Below are 19,993 nucleotides of genomic sequence, written 5' to 3'. Positions count from 1 at the left end.
CAACGATGCCAAAAAGTGTTCCCAGTACTGGACTTGATCGGTTTAGGGAGTGCGTACATGCTTCAGGCCACACCGCTCACCTCCGGATGGATCCTGCGGCACGACGGGGACGCCCTCCCCGCCTCCGTGCCGGGCTGCGTCCACACCGACCTGCTGGCGGCCGGGGTGATCCCGGACCCCTTTCTCGGGCGGAACGAGACCGCGGTGGCGTGGGTGGGGCGGCGGGACTGGACCTACGAGACCGACCTGCGCGCCGGATCGGGGCACGAGCAGACCGACCTGGTCTTCGAGGGGCTCGACACGGTCGCCGAAGTCGTCCTGGACGGGCGGCTTTTGGGGCGCACCAGGAACATGCACCGCTCCTACCGCTTCGACGTGACCGGCCTGTCGGGGCGGCTGTCCGTGCGGTTCGGGTCGGCGTACGCCGAGGCCGAGGCGGTGCGCGGTGCGCTCGGTGAGCGGCCGGCCGCCTATGCCGAGCCCTTCCAGTACGTCCGCAAGATGGCCTGCTCGTTCGGCTGGGACTGGGGGCCGACCCTGGTGACGGCCGGGATGTGGCGGCCAGTGCGGCTCGAGCAGTGGTCGACGGCCCGGATCTCCCGGGTGCGACCGCTGGTGACGGTCGCAGAGGGCGTGGGAGTGGTCGAGTTGGCGGTCGACGTCGAGCGGACCCGGGTCGAGACTCCGCTGGCCGTCGAGGCGACGGTCGCCGGGGAGCGGGTGCGCGTCTCGATCGAGGGCACACGAGGGGTCGTACGGCTCGACGTGCCCGACCCGCAGTTGTGGTGGCCGCGCGGGTACGGCGACCAGCCGCTGTACGAAGTGGAGTTGACGCTGCTGCACGGGGACTCGGCGTTGGACGTGTGGCGGCGGCGCATCGGGTTCCGCAGCATCGAACTGGACCGGTCCGCGGATGAGCACGGCACCGGGTTCACGTTCGTCGTGAACGGGGAGCGGCTCTTCGCGCGGGGCGTCAACTGGATCCCGGACGACGTCTTCCCGTCCCGGATCAGCCGCGCGCGCTACCGGGAGCGGCTGACTCAGGCCGCCGACGCGGGCGTGGACCTCGTGCGGATCTGGGGCGGCGGTATCTACGAGAGCGCCGACTTCTACGACGTCTGCGACGAGTTGGGGCTGCTGGTCTGGCAGGACTTCCCGTTCGCGTGCGCCGCCTATCCGGAGGAGCAGCCGCTGCGGGGCGAGGTGGAGGCCGAGGCGCGGGAGAACGTCGTACGGCTGATGCCGCATCCCTCGCTCGTGCTGTGGAACGGCAACAACGAGAACCTGTGGGGGTTCAGGGACTGGCAGTGGGAGGAGCGGCTGGCCGGGGACTCGTGGGGCGAGGGGTACTACCTGGGCGTACTGCCGCGCGTGGTGGCCGAGTTGGATCCCACGCGGCCCTATACGGCGGGCAGTCCGTGGTCCGGCTCCTGGGATCACCATCCGAACGATCCGGCGCACGGGACGCATCACTCCTGGGAGGTGTGGAACCGGGAGGACTACGCGGAGTACCGGCGTGAAGTGCCCCGGTTCATGGCCGAGTTCGGCTGGCAGGCACCGCCCGCCCACGCCACGCTGCGGCGGGCGCTGCCGGGGGAGGAACTCGCGGCGGACTCCCCCGGGATGCTGCACCACCAGAAGGCGGAGGACGGGAACGGGAAGCTGCGGCGGGGTCTTGAACGCCATTTCGCCTGGCCCGAGGGGGACTTCGACCGGTGGCACTACCTCACCCAGGTCAACCAGGCGCGGGCCGTGGCCGCCGGGATCGAGCACTGGCGGTCGAACTGGCCGGTGTGTGCGGGCACGATCGTCTGGCAGCTCAACGACTGCTGGCCGGTGACGAGTTGGGCAGCGATCGACGGGGACGGGCGGGAGAAGCCGCTCTATCACGAGCTACGGCGGCTCTACGCCGATCGGCTGCTGACGGTTCAGGGCCGGGAGCTGGCCGTCGTCAACCAGACGGCGGAGGCTTGGGCCGCGGCGGTGCGGTTGCGGCGAATGACCGTCGAGGGGGCGGTGATCGGCGAGGCGGAGGTGGAGTTCACCGCCGGGGCGCGGGCGGTGGCGCGGGTCGATGTGCCGGAGGAGCTGGTGCCCGGCGGGCCCAAGGAGTTCCTCGTCGCGGACGCCGATGCGGCGCGGGCGTTCCATTTCCCGACGGTCGATCGTGACATCCCTTATCCGCGGCCCGAGTTCGACGTCTCGGTCGCGCCGGACGGCTCGGTGACGGTCGTGGCGCGTAGCCTCGTACGGGATCTGCTGCTGCAAGCCGACCGGCTCGACCCGGACGCGCGGGCCGACCGGGGGCTCGTGACATTGCTGCCCGGCGAACGGGTGACCATCGGGGTCAGCGGCTGGAAGACTCCCGACGCGGACGCCGCCCGCTCCGCCCTGTACTGCATGGAGCCCTCTCGATGACAGCCCAGCCGGCCTCCCGCGTCACCATCAAGGACGTCGCCGCGCGCGCCGGGGTGTCCAAGGGTGCCGTGTCCCTCGCCTTCAACCACAAACCGGGGCTGTCGGAGGCGACCCGGGACCGGATCTTCCGGGCCGCGCGGGAGCTGGGCTGGGCGCCGAACCTCACCGCGCGCACGCTCGCCGGGTCGCGGGTGGACGTGGTGGGCCTCGCCATCTGCCGGCCGGCCCGGCTGCTGGGCCTTGAGCCGTTCTACATGGAGTTCATCTCCGGCGTGGAGAGCGTGCTCACCGAGCACTCGTGCTCGCTGCTGCTGCGGCTCGTGCGCAACGTCGAGGAGGAGGTGGGCCTCCAGGAGGCCTGGTGGCGGGGGCGGCAGATCGGCGGGGCGATCCTCGTCGACTTCCGGCCCGACGATCCCCGGGTGGCGGCGGCCGAGCGGCTCGGGATGCCCGTGGTCGCCGTAGGACATCCCTCGCTCACGGGGGGACTCACGTCCGTCTGGACCGATGACGCGACGGCTGTCACCGAGGCGGTGCGGTATCTGGCGGCGCTGGGGCATCGGCGGATCGCTCGGGTGGGCGGGGCGGCGGCGCTGGGGCACACGGCGGCGCGCGGCACCGCGTTCGCCGAGGCGGCGAGGGTGTTGGAGTTGGCCGGGGCCTGGCAGGTGACGACCGACTACTCGGGGGAGGCGGGGGCGCGGGCGACTCGGTCGCTGCTGACGGCTGCGCCGGCTGATCGGCCTACGGCGATCGTGTACGACAACGACATCATGGCGGTGGCGGGGCTGTCGGTGGCGGCGGAGATGGGGTTGTCGGTGCCGGGCGATGTCTCCTTGCTGGCGTGGGACGACTCGCAGCTGTGTCGGCTCACCCATCCGACCCTGTCCGCGATGAGTCATGACGTGCACGGGTTCGGGGCGGATGCGGCTCGGACCTTGTTCGGGGTGATCATGGGGGAAGGGGCGGAGTCGCATCCTGTGCCTACTCCGGTGCTGACTCCTCGGGGGTCCACGGCGCCGCCTCGGTAGGGGCTCGTACGGGCCTGCGGGCCGTCGTGGGTTGCTCGCGCAGTTCCCCGCGCCCCTTAAAGGCCCTCCTCCGCCACGCCCGTTTCAATGTGACCTTCGCCGCTCCCGCCTCCAGGGCTGTGCAGCTACGTTACCCATAAGTAGCATGGGGCTGAGCGCGCGCTCAGTGGTTGTGCTTGGGCCGTGCAGCAGTGCCATCCCGCATCTGGAGGAGAGCCATCGTGCCTCGTACCGTCAGGGACGTCGTCTTCGTCGACGGCGTCCGCACCCCGTTCGGCAAGGCGGGCCCGAAGGGCATCTACCACGAGACCCGCGCCGACGACCTGGTCGTGAAGGCGATCCGGGAGCTGCTGCGCCGCAACCCGGGTCTGGACCCGAAGAAGATCGACGAGGTCGCCATCGCCGCGACCACGCAGATCGGTGACCAGGGCCTGACCATCGGCCGTACCGCGGGCATCCTCGCCGGTCTGCCGCAGTCCGTTCCCGGCTACTCCATCGACCGCATGTGCGCCGGCGCGCTGACCGCCGTCACCTCGGTCGCCGGTTCGGTCGCCTTCGGGGCGTACGACATCGCCATCGCCGGCGGTGTCGAGCACATGGGCCGCCACCCCATGGGTGAGGGCGTGGACCCGAACCCGCGGTTCGTGAGCGAGAAGCTCGTCGACGAGTCGGCGCTGTTCATGGGCATGACCGCCGAGAACCTGCACGACCGCTACCCGACGATCACCAAGCAGCGCGCCGACGAGTACGCCGTGCGCTCGCAGGAGAAGGCCGCCAAGGCGTACGCCAACGGCAAGATCCAGGCCGACCTGGTGCCGATCTCGGTACGCCGCACCAACCCGGAGGCCGGTGAGACCGGCTGGGGTCTGGTCACCGCCGACGAGCCGATGCGCCCGGGCACGACCATCGAGAACCTGACCGGTCTCAAGACGCCGTTCCGTGTCCACGGCCGGGTCACCGCCGGTAACGCGGCCGGTCTGAACGACGGCGCCACCGCCTCCCTCATCGCCTCCGAGGACTTCGCCCGCGAGAACAACCTCCCGGTGAAGATGCGTCTGGTCTCCTACTCCTTCGCGGGTGTGGAGCCGGAGGTCATGGGCTACGGCCCGATCCCGGCCACCGAGAAGGCGCTCGCCCAGGCGGGGCTGTCGATCTCCGACATCGGTCTCTTCGAGGTCAACGAGGCCTTCGCCGTCCAGGTCCTGGCCTTCCTGGAGCACTACGGCATCGCCGACGACGACGCGCGCGTCAACCAGTACGGCGGCGCCATCGCCTTCGGTCACCCGCTGGCCTCCTCGGGCGTGCGTCTGATGACGCAGCTCGCCCGTCAGTTCGAGGAGCAGCCGGAGGTCCGCTACGGCCTGACCACCATGTGCGTCGGCTTCGGCATGGGCGCGACGGTCATCTGGGAGAACCCGCACCACAAGGACGCCGGAGGCGACAAGTGAGCACCACCGCTGAGCTTCTGAAGGGCGCGGCCGAGCTGTTCCCCGACGAGGTCGTGACGTCCGCGCACGTACGCCACCTCGACCTGCCGTTCGGTGCCGGGCGCTTCGCGCTCATCACCCTCGACAACGGCTTCGACCACACCAAGCCGACCACCTTCGGCCCGCAGTCGCTGGCGAACCTCGACGCGGCGATCGACCAGGTCGAGGCGGAGGCCGCGGCCGGCGACATCGTCGGCGTCGGCATCACCGGCAAGCCGTTCATCTTCGCTGTCGGCGCCGACCTCAAGGGTGTCGAGCTCCTCAAGGAGCACAAGGACGCGCTGGCCATCGGCAAGGGCGGCCACGAGGTCTTCAAGCGTCTCGCCGGCATCGCGGTCCCGACCTTCGCGTACTACAACGGTGCCGCCATGGGCGGTGGCGTCGAGGTCGGTCTGCACTGCGAGTACCGGACCGTCTCGAAGGCGCTCCCGGCGTTCTCGCTGCCCGAGGTCTTCCTGGGCCTGGTCCCGGGCTGGGGCGGCTGCACGATCCTGCCGAACCTGATCGGTGCCGACAAGGCCGTCTCGGTGATCATCGAGAACAGCCTGAACCAGAACAAGCAGCTCAAGGGCCAGCAGGTCTTCGACCTGGGCATCGCCGACGCTCTCTTCGAGGGCGCGGACTTCCTGGAGCAGTCGCTGATCTGGACGGCGAACGTCCTCAAGGGCGACGTCAAGGTCGAGCGTCCGGTCATCGACCGCGGTGAGGCCTGGGACCAGGCCGTCGCGCGCGGCCGGTTCATCGCCGACTCCAAGGTGCACGGCGCCGCCCCGGCCGCCTACCGCGCCCTGGACATCATCGCCGCCGCCAAGAACGGCGACCTCCAGCAGGGCTACGACGCCGAGGACATCGCCCTCGCCGACCTGATCATGGGTGGCGAACTGCGCTCCGGCATCTACGCCTTCAACCTGGTGCAGAAGCGCGGCAAGCGTCCCGCCGGTGCGCCGGACAAGTCGCTGGCGCGTCCGGTCACCAAGGTGGGCGTCGTGGGCGCCGGCCTCATGGCCTCGCAGCTCGCGCTGCTCTTCCTGCGCCGCCTCGAGGTCCCGGTCGTCCTGACGGACATCGACCAGGAGCGCGTCGACAAGGGTGTGGGCTACGTCCACGCCGAGATCGAGAAGCTGCTCGGCAAGGGTCGTATCAACCAGGACAAGGCCAACCGCCTCAAGGCCCTGGTCACCGGTGTGCTGGACAAGGCCGAGGGCTTCTCCGACGCCGACTTCATCATCGAGGCCGTCTTCGAGGAGATCGGCGTCAAGCAGACGGTGTTCGCCGAGGTCGAGGCGGTCGCCCCGGCGCACGCGATCCTCGCTACGAACACCTCCTCGCTGTCGGTGACCGAGATGGCGTCGAAGCTCAAGAACCCCGAGCGGGTCGTGGGCTTCCACTTCTTCAACCCGGTCGCGATCCTGCCGCTCCTGGAGATCGTGCGCGGCGAGCAGACCGACGACGCCTCGCTGGCGACCGCCTTCGCGGTGGCCAAGAAGCTGAAGAAGACCGCGGTGCTGGTGAAGGACGCCCCGGCGTTCGTCGTGAACCGCATCCTCACCCGCTTCATGGGCGAGATCCAGAACGTCATCGACGAGGGCACGCCGGTCGAGGTCGCGGAGAAGGCGGTCGAGCCGCTGGGTCTGCCGATGTCGCCGCTGGTACTGCTTGAGCTGGTCGGTCCCGCGATCGGTCTGCATGTCTCGGAGACCCTCAACCGGGCCTTCCCGGACCGCTTCACGGTCTCCCCGAACCTCGCCGCCGTCGTCAAGGCCGGCAAGCGCGGCTTCTACGTCTACGACTCCGGCAAGCCGGAGCTGGACCCGGAGGTCGCCGCGCTCCTCAAGCAGGGCGACTCCGTCCTCACCGAGGAGCAGGTCCGTGACCGTGTCCTCGACGCCGTCGCCCAGGAGATCGGGCTCATGCTCGACGAGGGTGTCGTCGCCGAGGCGCAGGACATCGACCTCTGCCTGATCACGGGTGCGGGCTGGCCCTTCCACCTGGGCGGCATCACGCCGTACCTGGACCGCGAGGGTGTCTCCGAGCGCGTGAACGGCAAGAAGTTCCTGGCGCCGGGCGTGGCGAGCGTCCCGGCGTAACGCTCCGCTGTGAACGGCGGTGCCCCGCAGGCCGGTTGGCGTGCGGGGCACCGGTGTTCTCGGGGTGGGACTGCTGACCGGTTGTTTCAGCGGGCGGGCCCCCGGACCGCTTCAGCGGGCGTCCTCGACATGCACGACCTGGAGGTCCGTGCCGTCGCGGTGGCGCTTGCTGCGGCCGTGGAGGCCGACGGCGAGGTTCGACGGGTCGGCGGGCTCGTCGGAGCCGACGTAGGTGACGACGTCCGGGTGGTGGCCGGTCACCAGCCAGCCGGTGCCGTCCTTGAGCGTCTGGGTGCCGAAGTCACCGGCGGGGCCGCCGGCGCGCACCGGGCCGTACTGCCGGAGGATCCGCACGGCCTGCCCGGCGAGTTCGCCGTCGGGCTCCTTCAGCAGCACGCACGTGCCGTTCTCGAACAGCACCCAGGAGACCCCGGAGGGCGCCAGGATGCGCTGCCAGACCTCGACGAGGTGTTCGGTGTTCACACGGCCATGTTCGCGCACAGTGCCTTGAACGGTCCTGCCCTTTACGCCGGTTCACTTCTCCCGCCAGGCCTCCAGCGCGAGCCCCGGTTCGTCCTTGCGCCGGGTGAGCAGGAGTTGGCCGGTCGACGGGGACAACGTTGCCGCCACGACCCGGCCCTCCTCGTCGGTCGCGAGTGACACCAGGGCGTCCGCCGGGAGTTGGGGTCCCGACTCCGTCCACCACGCCCCCGCGGCCTCCTGTTGCGTCGGGTACGCGGCGAAGGCGACCCGGCCGCTCGACGAACGCTGGGCGAGCAACGTGCAGTCGTGGCCGTCGAGTTCGCAGCGGACCGCGGAGACCGGGCCGGGGCCGGCCGAGGCGAGGAGGGCGACGGGTTTGCCTCCCGCGCGCCAGGCGCACAGGTCGCCGGAGTCGTCGGTGTAGAAGAGGGTGGTGTGGTCGGCGGAGGTGGCCAGGGCGCGGAGGGTGCCTGGGCGTACCGGGGTCTCCACCGCCTCCTCCAGGACCGGCTGTGCGCCGGGATCCTGCCGGCGCCAGTGCAGCAGGCCGCCGGGGACGGCGGCGTACAGCTCCACACGGCCCGACTCCCCCGTCACCGCGGCCAAGTCCGCCGCCACGTCACTCCCCTTGAGGTCCCGCCACGGCTCCCAGCCGCCCTTCTCCTTCTGCGCGACCATGCTCACGCCGCCGCCCTTGTTGCGGACGAAGACATGGGCCCGCCCCTGGGCATCGACGGCGACGGCCGGGGTGCCGGTGCGGTCGCCGGTCTTGTCGGGGTGGCCGATCGGGGCCCAGTCGAGGGCGGCGAGCCGGGGGCGGAAGTGCGTGGAGTGCACGAGCCCGGCCTCGCCGGGTCTGGTGGGCCGCCAGGAGACCAGGTGGGCGTAGTGGTCGGGGCCCTGACCGAGTGCCAGATCGGTACGGGGCATGTCGTCGGCGCTCCGGCCGGGCGCCGCTCCGGGCCGGAGCTTCTGATCACCGCCCACCTTGCGCGCGGGCGACTCCCAGGGACCGCCGGGGCCGAGCTCGGCCCGGCACAGGACGGCGTCGCCGGAGGGCAGATAGACACTGAGCCGGCCGTCGCGGCCGCGGAGAAGCCAGTCGCCGTTCACCGGTTCACTCTAAGCGGGGCCTTTCGTGCCCCGCCCCCTCACCCCCCGCGTCTACCGTGGAGGACATGACAGACAAGCTCACCGTCACCGTCCTGGGCACCGGCATCATGGGCGCCGCCATGGCTCGCACCATCGCCGGCGCCGGGCACACCGTCCGCGCCTGGAACCGTACCCGCGCCAAGGCCGAGCCCCTCACCGCCGACGGCATCCGGGTCGCCGACTCCCCCGCAGAGGCCGTGGAGGGCGCCGACGTCGTGCTGACCATGCTGTACGACGGTCCCGCCGCCCTGGCGGTGATGGAGGAGGCGCTGCCCGCGCTGCGGCCGGGCGTGGTGTGGGCGCAGTCGACGACGGCCGGCCTGGAGGGGCTCGCCGAACTCGCCGCGTTCGCCGCCGCGCACGGCCTGGTCTTCTACGACGCGCCGGTGCTCGGCACCCGGCAGCCCGCGGAGGCCGGTCAGCTCACCGTGCTGGCGGGCGGGCCCGAGGCCCACCGCTACTCCGTGGCCCCCGTCTTCGACGCGGTGGGGGCGCGCACGGTGTGGACCGGGGAGGCGGGCAGCGCCACCCGGCTGAAGCTGGTCGCCAACAGCTGGGTACTGGCCGCGACCGCGGCGACCGGGGAGGTGCTGGCGCTGTCCGAGGCGCTCGGGGTGGACCCGCAGGACTTCTTCGCGCTGATCGAGGGCGGGCCGCTGGACATGGGCTATCTGCGGGCCAAGGCGGGGCTGGTGCTCGACGGGAAGCTGTCTCCCGCCCAGTTCGCTGTGGACACCGCCGCGAAGGACGCCCGCCTCATCGTCCGGGCGGGTGCGGAGAACGGCGTACGGCTGGACGTGGCCGCGGCGAGTGCGGCACGGCTGGAGCGGGCCGCGGCGCAGGGGCACGGGGACGAGGACATGGCGGCGGCGTACTACGCGAGCTTCGACGAGGAGAGGGGGGAGGAGAAGGACGGAAGCTGACGCCTGGCGTGCGTGCGGCTCGGAACGCCGGGAGCTGACACCCTTGGCCCATGAACGCCGCAGCCCCCCTTCTCGTAATAGTCGATGCCGCCAACGTCGTCGGGTCCGTGCCCGACGGCTGGTGGCGTGACCGGCGCGGGGCCGCGGAGCGGTTGCGGGACCGGTTGGCGGCGGACGGCCTGCCGGGGCACGAGGGTCCCGTGGAGCTCGTCCTCGTCGTGGAGGGCGCGGCGCGGGGCGTGGAGTCCGTACCGCGGGTCAGGGTCGAATCGGCGAGCGGGAGCGGGGACGATCGGATGGTGGAGCTGGTGGCCGGGGCGGCCGGGCGTGAAGTCCTGGTCATCACGGCGGATCGGGAACTGCGCCGACGGGTGACGGAGCTGGGGGCGGACGTCGCGGGGCCGCGGACGGTGCGTGGCTGGAAGGCGTCTGGAGGCGGACTGGAGGGCGGAGCGCAATGACCTGCTTGTCCCGATATAGCAGCCGCCCAACCTCGGCCGAATCAGCAAAATAGGCATAAGCTAGCCGGGTTCGGTCATGATTTCGACATTCTGGTCACTCTCCAGTGACGGAATGACGCCGACGCGAGACGCTGGCTCGGTGGTGCCCGTCGTTCTGATCTGAGAGGATTCCGGCACCCTTGACGGCCGGTGGACGGGAGGCAGGAGTGGCGCGTGCCGCTCACAGCAGAGACGGGCGCGAGCTCGTTTTCGATTCATGGGGTGATCCTCAAGGGCATCCCGTCTTTCTGCTGCACGGAACTCCTGGCAGTCATCAAGGGCCACGCCCGCGGTCGATGGTGCTCTATCAGCTCGGCATCCATCTGATCGCCTACGACCGCCCCGGGTACGGCGGTTCGACCCGCAAACTGGGCCGTACGGTGGTCGACGCCGCCGAGGACGTCGAGGACATCGCCGACGAGCTCGGACTCGACGAGTTCTCCGTCGTCGGCCGGTCCGGCGGCGGCCCGCACGCGCTCGCCTGCGCCGCGAAGCTGCCGAAGCGGGTGCAGAGCGCGGCCGTGCTGGTGAGCCTCGCCCCGTGGGACGCGGAAGGGCTGGACTGGTTCGAGGGCATGACGGAGTCCAACGTCCGCGAGTACCGCAACGCCCGCGAGAACCAGCAGGTGCTCCAGAGCACCCTCGTGCAGAACGCGGACGCCATGCGGGACAACCCGATGGCCGTACTCAACGACCTCGACGACGAGATGCCCGAGGTGGACCGGCAGATCGTGGCCGATGCCGGCATCCGCCGGATGCTGCACAAGAACTTCGAGGCCGCCATCGAGAAGACCGCGTACGGCTGGATCGACGACGCCCTCGCCTTCAGCCGGGGCTGGGGCTTCGATCCGAAGGAGATCGCCGTGCCCACCCTGCTCTGGCACGGCGAGAAGGACGTGTTCTCCCCCGTCGAGCACTTCAACTGGCTCGCTCGCAGGATCAAGGACGCCACCGTGGTGCTCCAGCCCTCGGCGGCGCATTTCGCGGCCGTCCCGGTGCTGCCCCAGGTGCTCGGCTGGCTGCGGGACCAGACGGAGGCCGACGCCGCCGCGACCACGACGGCGTGACCTCCGCTCCCGCCTCCGTCAGATCGGGTGCGGGTCGAGCTCCAGTCCCACCCGCCGGCCGTTGCGGAGCCTGACCACCTTCGAGTGCTTCGCGCCGAGCTTGGCGCCGAGCACGTCCAGGGACTCCCGGGCCAACTGCTCGGCCTCCGCCGTGCGACCGACCTCCTTCAGCAGGACCGAGAGGTTGCCCCGGCAGGTGAGGGCGGTCGGATGGTCGGAGCCGAGCCGGTCGCACAACTCCCGGTACGCCTGGCGGTAGTTGTGCTCCGCCTGGGTCGCCTCACCGAGGGCCGCCTCGGCGTTCGCCAGGTTCATCTGGCAGTTCATGCTGAACGGGTGTTCCGGACCGAGCGTGGTGCGCAACGCGGACCGGGCCTCCTCGCACACGTCGCGAGCCTCGGCGAACCTCTCCGTCGACAGCAGGTTGATGCCGTGGTTGACCGCGCACGCGAGCGTGTTCGGGTGGCTCTCCCCGAGCGCGGTGCGGAACCGCTCCAGCAGGTCGGCGGTCTCCTCGCACGCCTCCTCGTGGCGCTCGGCCGCCGCGAGATGACCGGCGTGGCCGAGCCGCACCACCAGCGTTTCCGGCGAGTCCTCGCCCAGCCGCCGACGGCAGATGTCCAGCACCTGCCGGCTGATGTCCATGGCCTCGTCCAGCCGGTCGAGCCGACGCAGTGTGATGGCGAGGGCCTTGGCCGCCTCCAGTGCGGGCGGTTGCTCCGGTCCGAGCTCCACGGCCGTCTCGTAGACACCGCGCAGCGTCGCCTCCGAGGCCTCGTACTCACCACAGGAGCGCTGATCGCGGCCGAGGTTGATCTGGGAGAACAGGGTGTAGGGATGCCTGGACCCCAGGGTCAGCGCGCGCTGCTCGCAGTTCTCCTTGTCGACGCTCTGCGCCTCGTAGCAGTCCCCGGCCATCCTCATCGACACGGCCAGGTTGTTCGCGGCGAACAGGGTCCGGGCATGGTCCTCGCCGAGGAGGTCGACGGACCGCTCGTAGGTCTCCCGGTCGATCTCCAGGGCCCTGCCGACCTGCCCGACGGCGCGCAGGTCCGCGGTCAGGCCGCCCGCCGTCATCAGAGCGTGGTCGTCGTCGTCCCCCAGAGCCTCGCGCTGCCGCTCGTACACGTCCTGGTCGATCTCCAGCGCTCTGCTGTACCAGCCCTGGAAACGCAGCACGTTGGCCATCTCGAAGCGCAGGTGCAGGGTCCAGCGGTCGTTGGGGCCCGCCTCCTTCTGCCAGATGACCAGCAGCTCCTCGGCGAGCGACATGGCCTCCGCGTACTCGCCGCGGGCCCGCAGGTACCGCAGCCACTCCGTCATCAGCTTGCGGATCCGGTCGTCCAGCGAGTACCTGGTCCACGGGGTCTTGAGGTGGGGCCAGATGGTGTTGTACCGCTCCCAGTTCTCCGGCCGTTCCACGTCGCCCTCGGAAGGGCGGGCGCCGGAGAGCACATTACGGACGGCGCGCAGGGCCGACTCCTGCTCGTCGGTGGACATCGACGAACGCACCGCGGCCTGCACCAGACGGTGCACCTGGATGCTCTTGGTCTTGCGGTCGACCTTGGCCAGGGAGTAGCGGTGCAGCTGCTGGATGGCCCGGGAGACCAGCGCCGTGCCACCGCTGTTCGGGTGGACCTCGCGCAGGGCCTCGCCCATCTCCTTGCCGTGCACCAGGTCGAAGGAGATCGGGTCGGCGCCGAAGTGGGCGCACAGCTCCAACAGCCGCCGGGCGACGGGCGAGTTGAGTTGCTGGATGGAGATGTTCCAGGTCGCGCCGACCTGGGGCGGGTACGCCGGGGCGTCGGAGACCGGCTCCAGCGTCGCCAGCTGCGTTTCCAGCAGCTCCAGGTAGTCGGAGGCGTCCTGGCCCGTCTCGTTGAGCCAGGCGGCGGCGTGGTCGACCGCGAGCGGCAGGTCACCGAGGGCGTTCGCGACCCGGTCGGCGTCCTCCGTGCTGATGGCGGAGACACGGCGCAGCAGGTGTTCGACGCTCTCGTTGCGGTCGAACACGTCGACCTCGACCCGCTCGCCGACCTGGGACCAGCCCTCGTTGCGGGTGGTGATCAGGACGTGGCCGGTGGGGCTGTTGACCAGCAGCCGCTCGATGGACTCCGGGGTGGTGGCGTTGTCGAAGACCAGCAGCCACCGGTCGTACTGGGTGCCCCGGCGCAGCGCGTCCCGGACCCCCTCGGCCGTGGCGGTGATGCTGTCCCGCTCCTCCACGCCCAGGTGAGGGGCGAGTTCGGAGTACTGGCGCAGGGCGAGGTCACCGAACTCCGCCTCGATCCACCAGACCACGTCGTAGTTGCCCCGGTACCGGTGCGCGTACTCGGTCGCCAGCTGGGTCTTGCCGACGCCCCCCATGCCGTGGAGCAGCGTGGCGGTGCCGGTGTCCGTGAGCCGCTCCCGCAGGTCCTCCAGCAGTTCGGAGCGTCCGGTGAAGGCCGCGTTGCGTCCGGGCACGGACCATACGGGAGGTTCCGCGCCGGGGAAGCGGGGTCCGCCGACGCCGGCGTCCGCGGGATGCTCGCCCTGCACCGACTGGGCGTCCAGGGCCCGCAGGAGGGCGCTCTTGGCCTGGGTCTCGTTCATGCCGCTCAGATGGACGGGCATCCGGTCCGAGAACGGGTGGGCCAGCCGCGCGTCACTGACCCGTACCGGAACGAGGGTGCGGCGCGAGCCCATCGGGTCGGCGGCGGCCACGGCCTCCCAGACCGCCCTGGCCTCCGGGGACTTCTGGTAGTCGGCGGAGAGCACGGCCACGGTGCGGGCGGCGCCCCGCACCTTGCTGTCGGTGTCGTCGCGCAGCGGGACGCCCGCAGCGGAGCCGTCCTCGGAGCGGGCGTCGGCCACGGTGAAGCCGGCCTCGCCGAGGACCCGTCCGATCCACTCGGCCCACATCCGGTCCTGGTGGACGTAGCTGAGGAACACATGGGTGGGGTCCGGTGGCCTGCGGCGGACGACGGCCTTGAGGTAGTTCTGGCGCTCCTCGTCGGTCATCGGGACGAGGGACCTCACCTCGCCCTCGGTGATGAACGACGTCAGCCGTTCGCAGGCGGCGAGCAGTGAGGCGGGGGTCTCCGGCTCGTCGCGGAAGGTCGCGAGCATCTCCTCGTACGCGTAAGGGGACTTGAACGGCACCTCGACGCTGCCCCAGTAGCTGCGCGGATCGATGTTCCGGGTGCGGACCAGCAACTGGTCGAAGGAGAGCCGGACCTTGGCGCGCGCCGCCTCCAGCCGGTCCGCCTCGGAGTCCACGACCCGCATGGGCACCGGCAGGATCCGGATGCGCCGCTGGCCCCTGGTGTCCTGCACCCGGCGGGCCACGGCCGCCGCGCCCTCGATGCTCTGGTCGTTGTGGGTGAAGCAGTTCACCAGCACGTCGGGGAAGTGCAGGGTGCAGATGTCGGAGATGTCACTGAGGCCGGTGCGGCTGTCGACGAGGACGTAGTCGTAGCCCTGCCGGAACTGGTCGCACAGGGCGTCCAGGAACTGGCCGCCGTACTGCTCGTCGTAGAAGCGGTTCCAGTTGAACTGGGAGAAGATCGAGGAGTAGTTGCGGTCCTGGCGGCCCGCCGAGATGAAGTCCAGTCGACCGTCGCCCCGGAAGTTCCACTGCAACGCGTTCACCGCGCGGCCGATGTCGGCCTGTTCGACGATCCAGTCGGCCTTGATCTTGGTGTCCTGCAGGTGGTCGACCTTCAGGACGTAGTCGTTGATGAGTTCCAGCACTCCGGGGCGGTCCCGTAAGGCGCTGGGCTCCAGGAACGGGTGGAGGAAGCGGTCGAGGCCGGGTGCTTCCAGGTCCCAGTCGACCACCAGGACCCGGCGGCCCTGGGAGGCCATGATCCAGGCGGTGTTGGCCAGCGCCATGGTGCGACCGCTGCCGCCCTTGTAGCTGTAGAACGTGACGATCTTGCCGCCGTCGGGGCGGGACTGCACGCCGGTCACGGTTGGGCCTCCTGGTCACCCTGCGAATCGGCCGACGCCGAGGGGCTGGTCGAGGATCGTAGCGGACGGTTGAGATACTGCTGGGCCGCGCTGTCGGCCAGTTCGACGAAACGGGAGTTGAACGCCTCGGAGTGGTCGAGACCGGCGACCGCCCAGCGCTGGATGGCCCGGCCGCGGCTGAGCCGCCGGGGCAGCGCCGACTGGAGCAGCTCGCCGAGCTTCTCGCGGGACCGCCGGGTCTGCGGGTCGTCGGCGAACGCGGTCAGCACCGTCACCCACGGCAGATCCTGTGCGTCGAAGGCCCGCAGCCGCTCCACGGCACCGCGGTCGTGCAGGATCCAGGGGTCGATGATGAGGACCCAGGGGCTGTCGGCGTCGCTCCGGCCGAGGAAGACGGCCTCGGCCTCGTCATAGGTGCGGATCTCGGGGGCGAAGCCGAGATTGCGGGCGAGTTCGGCGGTGCGTTCGACCAGCGGAATGCTCAGGCCGTCGCTGAAAGGCTGCCAGTCCCGGGGCTCATGACCGTACTTGGTGTCGCTGCGGCCGGGTGGCAGATGGTGGATGTCCGGGGCGAGCACCGCGATGCCCAGCCGGTGCCAGGAGGTGGTGGCGAACGCGTCCGGCACGTCGAGCTCGGCGAACTCGGCCTCGCCCGGCGCGGGTTCGGGTGCGCGATGGGCGGCCTGCACGATGCACTGGGCGACCCTGCGGACGCACTGGTCGTAGTAGTCCGAGCCCCCGGGGTACTGCCGCAGGCCGTACAGACCGTCCTCGGTGTAGCGGCGCAGCGCCTCGGCCTCGACCGGCATCGGTGTCACCGGTCGGCCGGGCTCGGGCAGGTCCAGATCGACGGGGAGCGGGAGCGCGGTGGTGGGGACGGGTGTCCACAGCACCGGGATGCGGGTGCCGCGGCGGGGACGGGTGGCGAAGGCGGTCCACTGGCGGCCGCAGTAGCCGTCGGTGAAGTAGCGGGGGGTGATCAGCGGGACGAAGCAGTGGCTGCGCTGGAGAGCCCGGGCCATGTCGGGGCCGCCGCGGTCGGTGGCGTCGAGATAGCCGAGGGAGGGGGGCGCGAGGGAACCGCTCAGCCCCGCGACCGCCCTGATCAGATCGGAGTGGAACTCCTCCACGTCCTTGTCCGGCTCAAGCTCCTCGGCCTCCGAGTCACCGTTCGTCACGGGTGCGGGGGCATAACTCAGGAAGAAGTAGGGCGCCTTGCCACGCACGCGTCGTGCGGAACGGCTGTCATGCATCGTGTTCCTCCCCAGCCGAGCCGTTCATGGAGTCGAAGAGGTCGTCGAAGAGGCCAGGGTCGCAGGGTTCCAACCGGGCCATGACCGCTACGCGGGCGATTGTCTGCGCCAGTTGGAAGGCGATCCCGTTGGCGGTCGTGTGCCGTCCGAGGCCGTACAGGCCGAGCAGTCCCAACCGCTGGTAGTCGGCGTGGAAGTCCCGGTGGGTGTACTGCACCTCGGAGTAGGGCGGAGGGATCTCGTCGGGCCGCAGCGGAGCCCACAGGACCGGGACGATGGCGTCGCGGATGAACGTGCCCCGGTCACGCTGGAGTTGCTGCCTGCGTTCGAAGCACTCCCATTCCAGGGCGCACCACTTGCTGCTGAACAGCCGTGGGGACAGGGCCGGTACGAGGACCTGGCAGCGGGCGAGCCGGTCCTTCAGCACGTCCTTCCACGCGGAGCCGACCGGGATCTCCTTGTCGAGATAGACCGCGTCGATCCCCGCGCGCAGGTCGGTGAGCTCCCGCAGATGTCTGGACAGTCTGCCGCGGAAGCGCACCAGCAGCTCGTCCGGCGGCTCGTAGCTCTCCGGTGACTCGGGATTGCGGCCGTAACTCAGGAAGCCGTAGGGCTCCTGGACCATGGCGCGGGGCGTGTGGTCAGGCACGGTCGGCCTCCGCGGGGAGGTTCCCGCACCGGGTGCGGTGCTCGGCCAGCCAGTCACCGGCCGCGTCCACCGCCCACCGCAGCGGGAACAGCCTGCTGTCCGCGGTGCCGATCCGCCCCCGGACGATCGCGGCGTCCGTGTCGGCCTCCAGGTCGCGACCGAGCTCACCGAAGTCGCTGTCGTCCAGGGCGACGTCGACATAGCCCCGCCAGCGCGGGCCGTCGCCCGTCAGCACCCGGCAGTCGTAGCGCCGGCGGGGCGGACGGGGTCGGCGGTACTCGGCGAGGTGGAAGGCCGAGCAGGTCTCGTAGCCGACGCCCAGCAGCAGGACGTACGCCTCCTCCTCGTAGAGCCTGCCCAGCGGGGAGCGCTCGCCGAGCAGACAGTCCAGGGCGTGGCCGCTCGTGATCCGAGCGGACCCGGGTCCGAGCGCGGCGAATGACGCCTGCGGGTGTGTGCTGCGCATGGCTCCCGGAGTGACCCGCACCTCCTCCGCCAGCCGTCCCATGCCTTGCGAGGGCGTAGAAGCCGCGCAGAAGGGCTCCATGTGTTCACGGTAGGACAGAAGTTGATGTCGTGTCAGGTCTCGCGTCATGTGGAGATAAGCCCGTGATGTCAGCGAATTTCCCTCGGTGAACGTGGGCACCACCAGCGTGCCTTCGGGGCCGAGCGCGTCCAGGAGGGCGCGCAGTACCGCCCGGCCACCGCCGCGCACGGGACCTACGGACCGCAGGGAGGCGTGCAGCAGCAGCGTCATGCCCTTCTCGACGCCGAGTTCACGGAGTTCGGCACTGAGCAGTGAGGCTGTCGTCATCCGCCGTCAGCCGAGCAGCCGGGCGGCCATCCGGCGGCCGGCCGCGGTGAGGCCGTCGTGCGGGATCGCCCGGGCCGGGAGGCGGTCCAGGTACGCGGACCGCAGCCCCTCCTTGGTCTCGTCGTCGCCGGCGAGGTCGAAGAGGTCCGACAGGGCGTTGAACTTCATCTGCTGCACTCCCTCCACGATGAGGCCGGCCAGCGCCACGGCGGTGTCCGGCAGCGCCACTCCGAGGGCTCCGAAGGCGTGCGGGTCGGCGGCCACCTGTCCGTGGGGGCCGGTGCTCCGTAACGGGGTGCACGCGGTGAACAGGGCGCGCACTCCGGGCCCCCGGCCCGCGTTGCGGGCACGCAGGTGCACGGCGGCCTCGGTGAACAGGCTGAGCCAGCGGGTGTGTTCGGACTCGTCGAGCGCGGGTGCGGGGGTGGGGGAGGCGGGCAGGTCGTCACCGTCCGGGCCGCCGCGGAAGCCGTCGCGGTGACGGTCGGTGTCCTCGACGAGGACGGTGAACTCCCTGGTGGCCAGGCGTCGTACGGGGCGCCAGACGTAGCCGTGGTCGGCCGCTTCGGTGAGGGGGCGGGGCGGTTCGTCCGGCCGGGCGGCGACCAGGAGGGCGCCGGCGTGGGCGCGCAGGGCGACCGGTCCGGGGGTGTCGGCCGGGAAGGTCAGGTGTCCGATCCCCGGCAAGTGGGCCTGGTCGGTCTCCTCCGGCAGGTCGACGCTCAGTTCGATGCCGGCCCTGAGCGCCGCCGCCAGGGCGATCTCGCCGAGCCGCTGCCGTACGGCGGCCGTCGGCAGCCGCCCTTCGATACCGCGCACCGCCCAGGTGCCGAGGTACGGGTGGCGGACGGTCCGCGCGGTCTGTCGGGGCCACTGCCGGTCGAGGTGGGCCAGGGCGCTCGCCTCGGGGCCGGGATACCGGGCGCACAGGGCGGTGAGGAGCATCCGGCGGACGCTGGCCTCGGCGTCGGTGAGGGCGCGCAGGGCGGCGGTGTCGCCGTCGCCCGCCGCGAGGGAGTCGAAGCCGTGGGCGGTCAGCGTGTGCGTCCGGCGCGCCGGGCGGGGGGCGTTCAGCACATGACCGATCAGCCGGAAGAGGTCCTCGCAGTAGACGGAGGGGTTGTCGAAGCCGTTGGTGGCGCGGTGGCGGTGCCCGTACAGTCCGCCTCCGCAGATCCGGACCACGGAGCACTCCCGGCACTGGCGGCTCAGCGTCTCCGCTCCCCCGCCCTGGGCCAGGAAGCCGGGGTGTGCGGCGGCCTCGTCGAAGGAGTTGCGCAGCACGTGGAAGCCGGTGGCGGGCGCTCCGGGTCCCGCCGTCTTGAGCCAGTCGGCCTGTTCGATCTCGCCGTCGGTCTCGACGACGACCAGGTCCGGGCTGCCGAGTCCGAGCGCCTCGGTGAAGGACTCCCGGCCGTCCCGGCCGGCCTCGATCGAGTCGAAGAGACGGACCGGGAAGGGCCTGCCGTCGGCGGTCCAGCGGTCGTGGACGGCGATCAGCCAGCGGGCGTGGGCGGCGGGGTGGGCGGGGTCCGTCGGCGGTGGCCGGTCCCAGGTGGCGTGCGGAAGCAGGAAGTCCACCCGCGGCGGTCCGAGCGCGGCCAGGGCCTCGTACACGGCGACCGGGTCGTTCTGTACGTCGATGGTGCAGAGCAGGCCGGCGAAGGCGCTGCGGTGCTCGGGCGAGCCGAGGAGGCGGACGGCCCTGACGACGGCGTCGTACGAGCCGGTGCCGTTCGCCCGCTTGCGGTGGCGGTCGTTGGACGCGCGGTCGCCGTCGAGGGAGATGCCGGTGTTGATCCGCTCGCGGACCAGCATGCGGCACGTCGCCTCGTCCAGCAGCAGGCCGTTGGTCTGCATGCGCAGGTCCAGGTCGCACACGCCGTCCAGTGCGGCGCGCAGGTCCTGTGCCGTCCGGGCCAGTCGGTCGGCTCCGGCGAGCAGGGGTTCGCCGCCGTGCAGGATGACGTGGACGCGCGGGAGTTCGGGGTGGGCCCTGGCGTGTTCGGCGATGCGTGCCACCATCGCCGCCGCCACCTCGTCCGGGACGACCTGCGGCCGACGCCGCCAGCTCTGGTCGGCGTGGCGGTAGACGTAGCAGTGATCGCAGGCCAGGTCGCATCTGCTGTGCATCTTCAGGACGAACTGGCGGAATGCTCTTGTCCCTGCGGTCAT

At 71.1% G+C, this 19,993-nt stretch carries 14 protein-coding genes; 7 read left to right on the top strand and 7 right to left on the bottom strand.

Annotated elements, in window-relative coordinates; all coding sequences use genetic code 11:
* Positions 1-57 precede the first annotated feature (57 nt).
* From ACIHIX_RS06565 to ACIHIX_RS06550, 4 genes are all read left to right on the top strand, one after another.
* Positions 58-2,418: a glycosyl hydrolase 2 galactose-binding domain-containing protein gene (locus tag ACIHIX_RS06565; RefSeq protein ID WP_399950656.1), complete on the top strand. Its 2,361-nt coding sequence runs from the start codon at positions 58-60 to the stop codon at positions 2,416-2,418.
* Positions 2,415-3,449, top strand: coding sequence for a LacI family DNA-binding transcriptional regulator (locus tag ACIHIX_RS06560; protein ID WP_399950653.1), 1,035 nt, complete (start codon positions 2,415-2,417; stop codon positions 3,447-3,449). The genes ACIHIX_RS06565 and ACIHIX_RS06560 overlap by 4 nt, the downstream gene beginning before the upstream one ends.
* Positions 3,450-3,670: 221 nt before the next feature.
* Positions 3,671-4,897, top strand: coding sequence for a thiolase family protein (locus ACIHIX_RS06555; RefSeq protein WP_399950650.1), 1,227 nt, complete (start codon positions 3,671-3,673; stop codon positions 4,895-4,897).
* Positions 4,894-7,023 (top strand): 3-hydroxyacyl-CoA dehydrogenase NAD-binding domain-containing protein, encoded by a 2,130-nt coding sequence (locus ACIHIX_RS06550; RefSeq protein ID WP_399950647.1) that lies wholly within the window; start codon positions 4,894-4,896, stop codon positions 7,021-7,023. The genes ACIHIX_RS06555 and ACIHIX_RS06550 overlap by 4 nt, the downstream gene beginning before the upstream one ends.
* 111 nt (positions 7,024-7,134) lie before the next feature.
* On the opposite strand, the gene ACIHIX_RS06545 is transcribed toward ACIHIX_RS06550, so the two are convergent.
* Positions 7,135-7,506 (bottom strand): hypothetical protein, encoded by a 372-nt coding sequence (locus tag ACIHIX_RS06545; protein WP_399950644.1) that lies wholly within the window; start codon positions 7,504-7,506, stop codon positions 7,135-7,137.
* 51 nt (positions 7,507-7,557) lie between these two features.
* Positions 7,558-8,619: a hypothetical protein gene (locus ACIHIX_RS06540; RefSeq protein WP_399950641.1), complete on the bottom strand. Its 1,062-nt coding sequence runs from the start codon at positions 8,617-8,619 to the stop codon at positions 7,558-7,560.
* Positions 8,620-8,684: 65 nt separating this feature from the next.
* Here ACIHIX_RS06540 and ACIHIX_RS06535 point away from each other — a divergent pair, with 65 nt between their 5' ends.
* The 3 genes from ACIHIX_RS06535 (at position 8,685) to ACIHIX_RS06525 (ending at position 11,148) form a co-directional block, all read left to right on the top strand.
* Positions 8,685-9,581 carry an NAD(P)-dependent oxidoreductase gene (locus ACIHIX_RS06535; RefSeq protein WP_399950638.1) on the top strand — a complete coding sequence of 299 codons (897 nt, stop codon included), beginning with the start codon at positions 8,685-8,687 and terminating at the stop codon, positions 9,579-9,581.
* 50 nt (positions 9,582-9,631) lie between these two features.
* Positions 9,632-10,042, top strand: coding sequence for an NTP pyrophosphohydrolase (locus tag ACIHIX_RS06530; protein ID WP_399950635.1), 411 nt, complete (start codon positions 9,632-9,634; stop codon positions 10,040-10,042).
* Positions 10,043-10,248: 206 nt separating this feature from the next.
* Positions 10,249-11,148, top strand: a complete 900-nt coding sequence (locus tag ACIHIX_RS06525; protein WP_399950632.1) for an alpha/beta fold hydrolase — start codon at positions 10,249-10,251, stop codon at positions 11,146-11,148.
* An 18-nt stretch (positions 11,149-11,166) separates the two neighbouring features.
* Here the strand turns inward: ACIHIX_RS06525 and fxsT are convergent, their stop codons facing one another.
* From fxsT to ACIHIX_RS06500, 5 genes are read right to left on the bottom strand one after another with little or no spacing between them, the layout of a single operon-like run.
* Positions 11,167-15,102: an FxSxx-COOH system tetratricopeptide repeat protein gene (gene fxsT / locus ACIHIX_RS06520; protein WP_399950629.1), complete on the bottom strand. Its 3,936-nt coding sequence runs from the start codon at positions 15,100-15,102 to the stop codon at positions 11,167-11,169.
* A complete protein-coding gene (gene fsxC / locus ACIHIX_RS06515; protein WP_399950626.1) occupies positions 15,099-16,355 on the bottom strand; it encodes an FxsC protein in 1,257 nt (418 codons plus the stop codon). The genes fxsT and fsxC overlap by 4 nt, the downstream gene beginning before the upstream one ends.
* Positions 16,348-17,004, bottom strand: coding sequence for a TIR-like protein FxsC (locus tag ACIHIX_RS06510; RefSeq protein ID WP_399950623.1), 657 nt, complete (start codon positions 17,002-17,004; stop codon positions 16,348-16,350). The genes fsxC and ACIHIX_RS06510 overlap by 8 nt, the downstream gene beginning before the upstream one ends.
* Positions 16,997-17,818: an aminoglycoside N(3)-acetyltransferase gene (locus ACIHIX_RS06505; protein WP_399950620.1), complete on the bottom strand. Its 822-nt coding sequence runs from the start codon at positions 17,816-17,818 to the stop codon at positions 16,997-16,999. Before ACIHIX_RS06505 ends, ACIHIX_RS06510 begins: the two co-directional genes overlap by 8 nt.
* Before the next feature lie 6 nt (positions 17,819-17,824).
* Complete coding sequence (locus ACIHIX_RS06500; protein ID WP_399950617.1) at positions 17,825-19,993, bottom strand: FxsB family cyclophane-forming radical SAM/SPASM peptide maturase; 2,169 nt, start codon at positions 19,991-19,993, stop codon at positions 17,825-17,827.

The organism is Streptomyces sp. NPDC051913 (assembly GCF_044593635.1).
GTDB lineage: Bacteria > Actinomycetota > Actinomycetes > Streptomycetales > Streptomycetaceae > Streptomyces.
Note: the sequence above shows the minus strand (reverse complement) of the source record. Positions and strands in the feature narration are given on the sequence as shown.

Excerpts from the sequence above, each read along its gene's own strand:
- ACIHIX_RS06530 (WP_399950635.1), top strand. The coding sequence starts at position 9,632 with ATGAACGCCGCAGCCCCCCTTCTCGTAATAGTCGATGCCGCCAACGTC.
- ACIHIX_RS06565 (WP_399950656.1), top strand. The coding sequence starts at position 58 with ATGCTTCAGGCCACACCGCTCACCTCCGGATGGATCCTGCGGCACGAC.
- ACIHIX_RS06560 (WP_399950653.1), top strand. The coding sequence starts at position 2,415 with ATGACAGCCCAGCCGGCCTCCCGCGTCACCATCAAGGACGTCGCCGCG.
- fsxC (WP_399950626.1), bottom strand. The coding sequence starts at position 16,355 with ATGCATGACAGCCGTTCCGCACGACGCGTGCGTGGCAAGGCGCCCTAC.
- ACIHIX_RS06505 (WP_399950620.1), bottom strand. The coding sequence starts at position 17,818 with ATGACGACAGCCTCACTGCTCAGTGCCGAACTCCGTGAACTCGGCGTC.
- ACIHIX_RS06535 (WP_399950638.1), top strand. The coding sequence starts at position 8,685 with ATGACAGACAAGCTCACCGTCACCGTCCTGGGCACCGGCATCATGGGC.
- ACIHIX_RS06500 (WP_399950617.1), bottom strand. The coding sequence starts at position 19,993 with ATGACCGCAGGGACAAGAGCATTCCGCCAGTTCGTCCTGAAGATGCAC.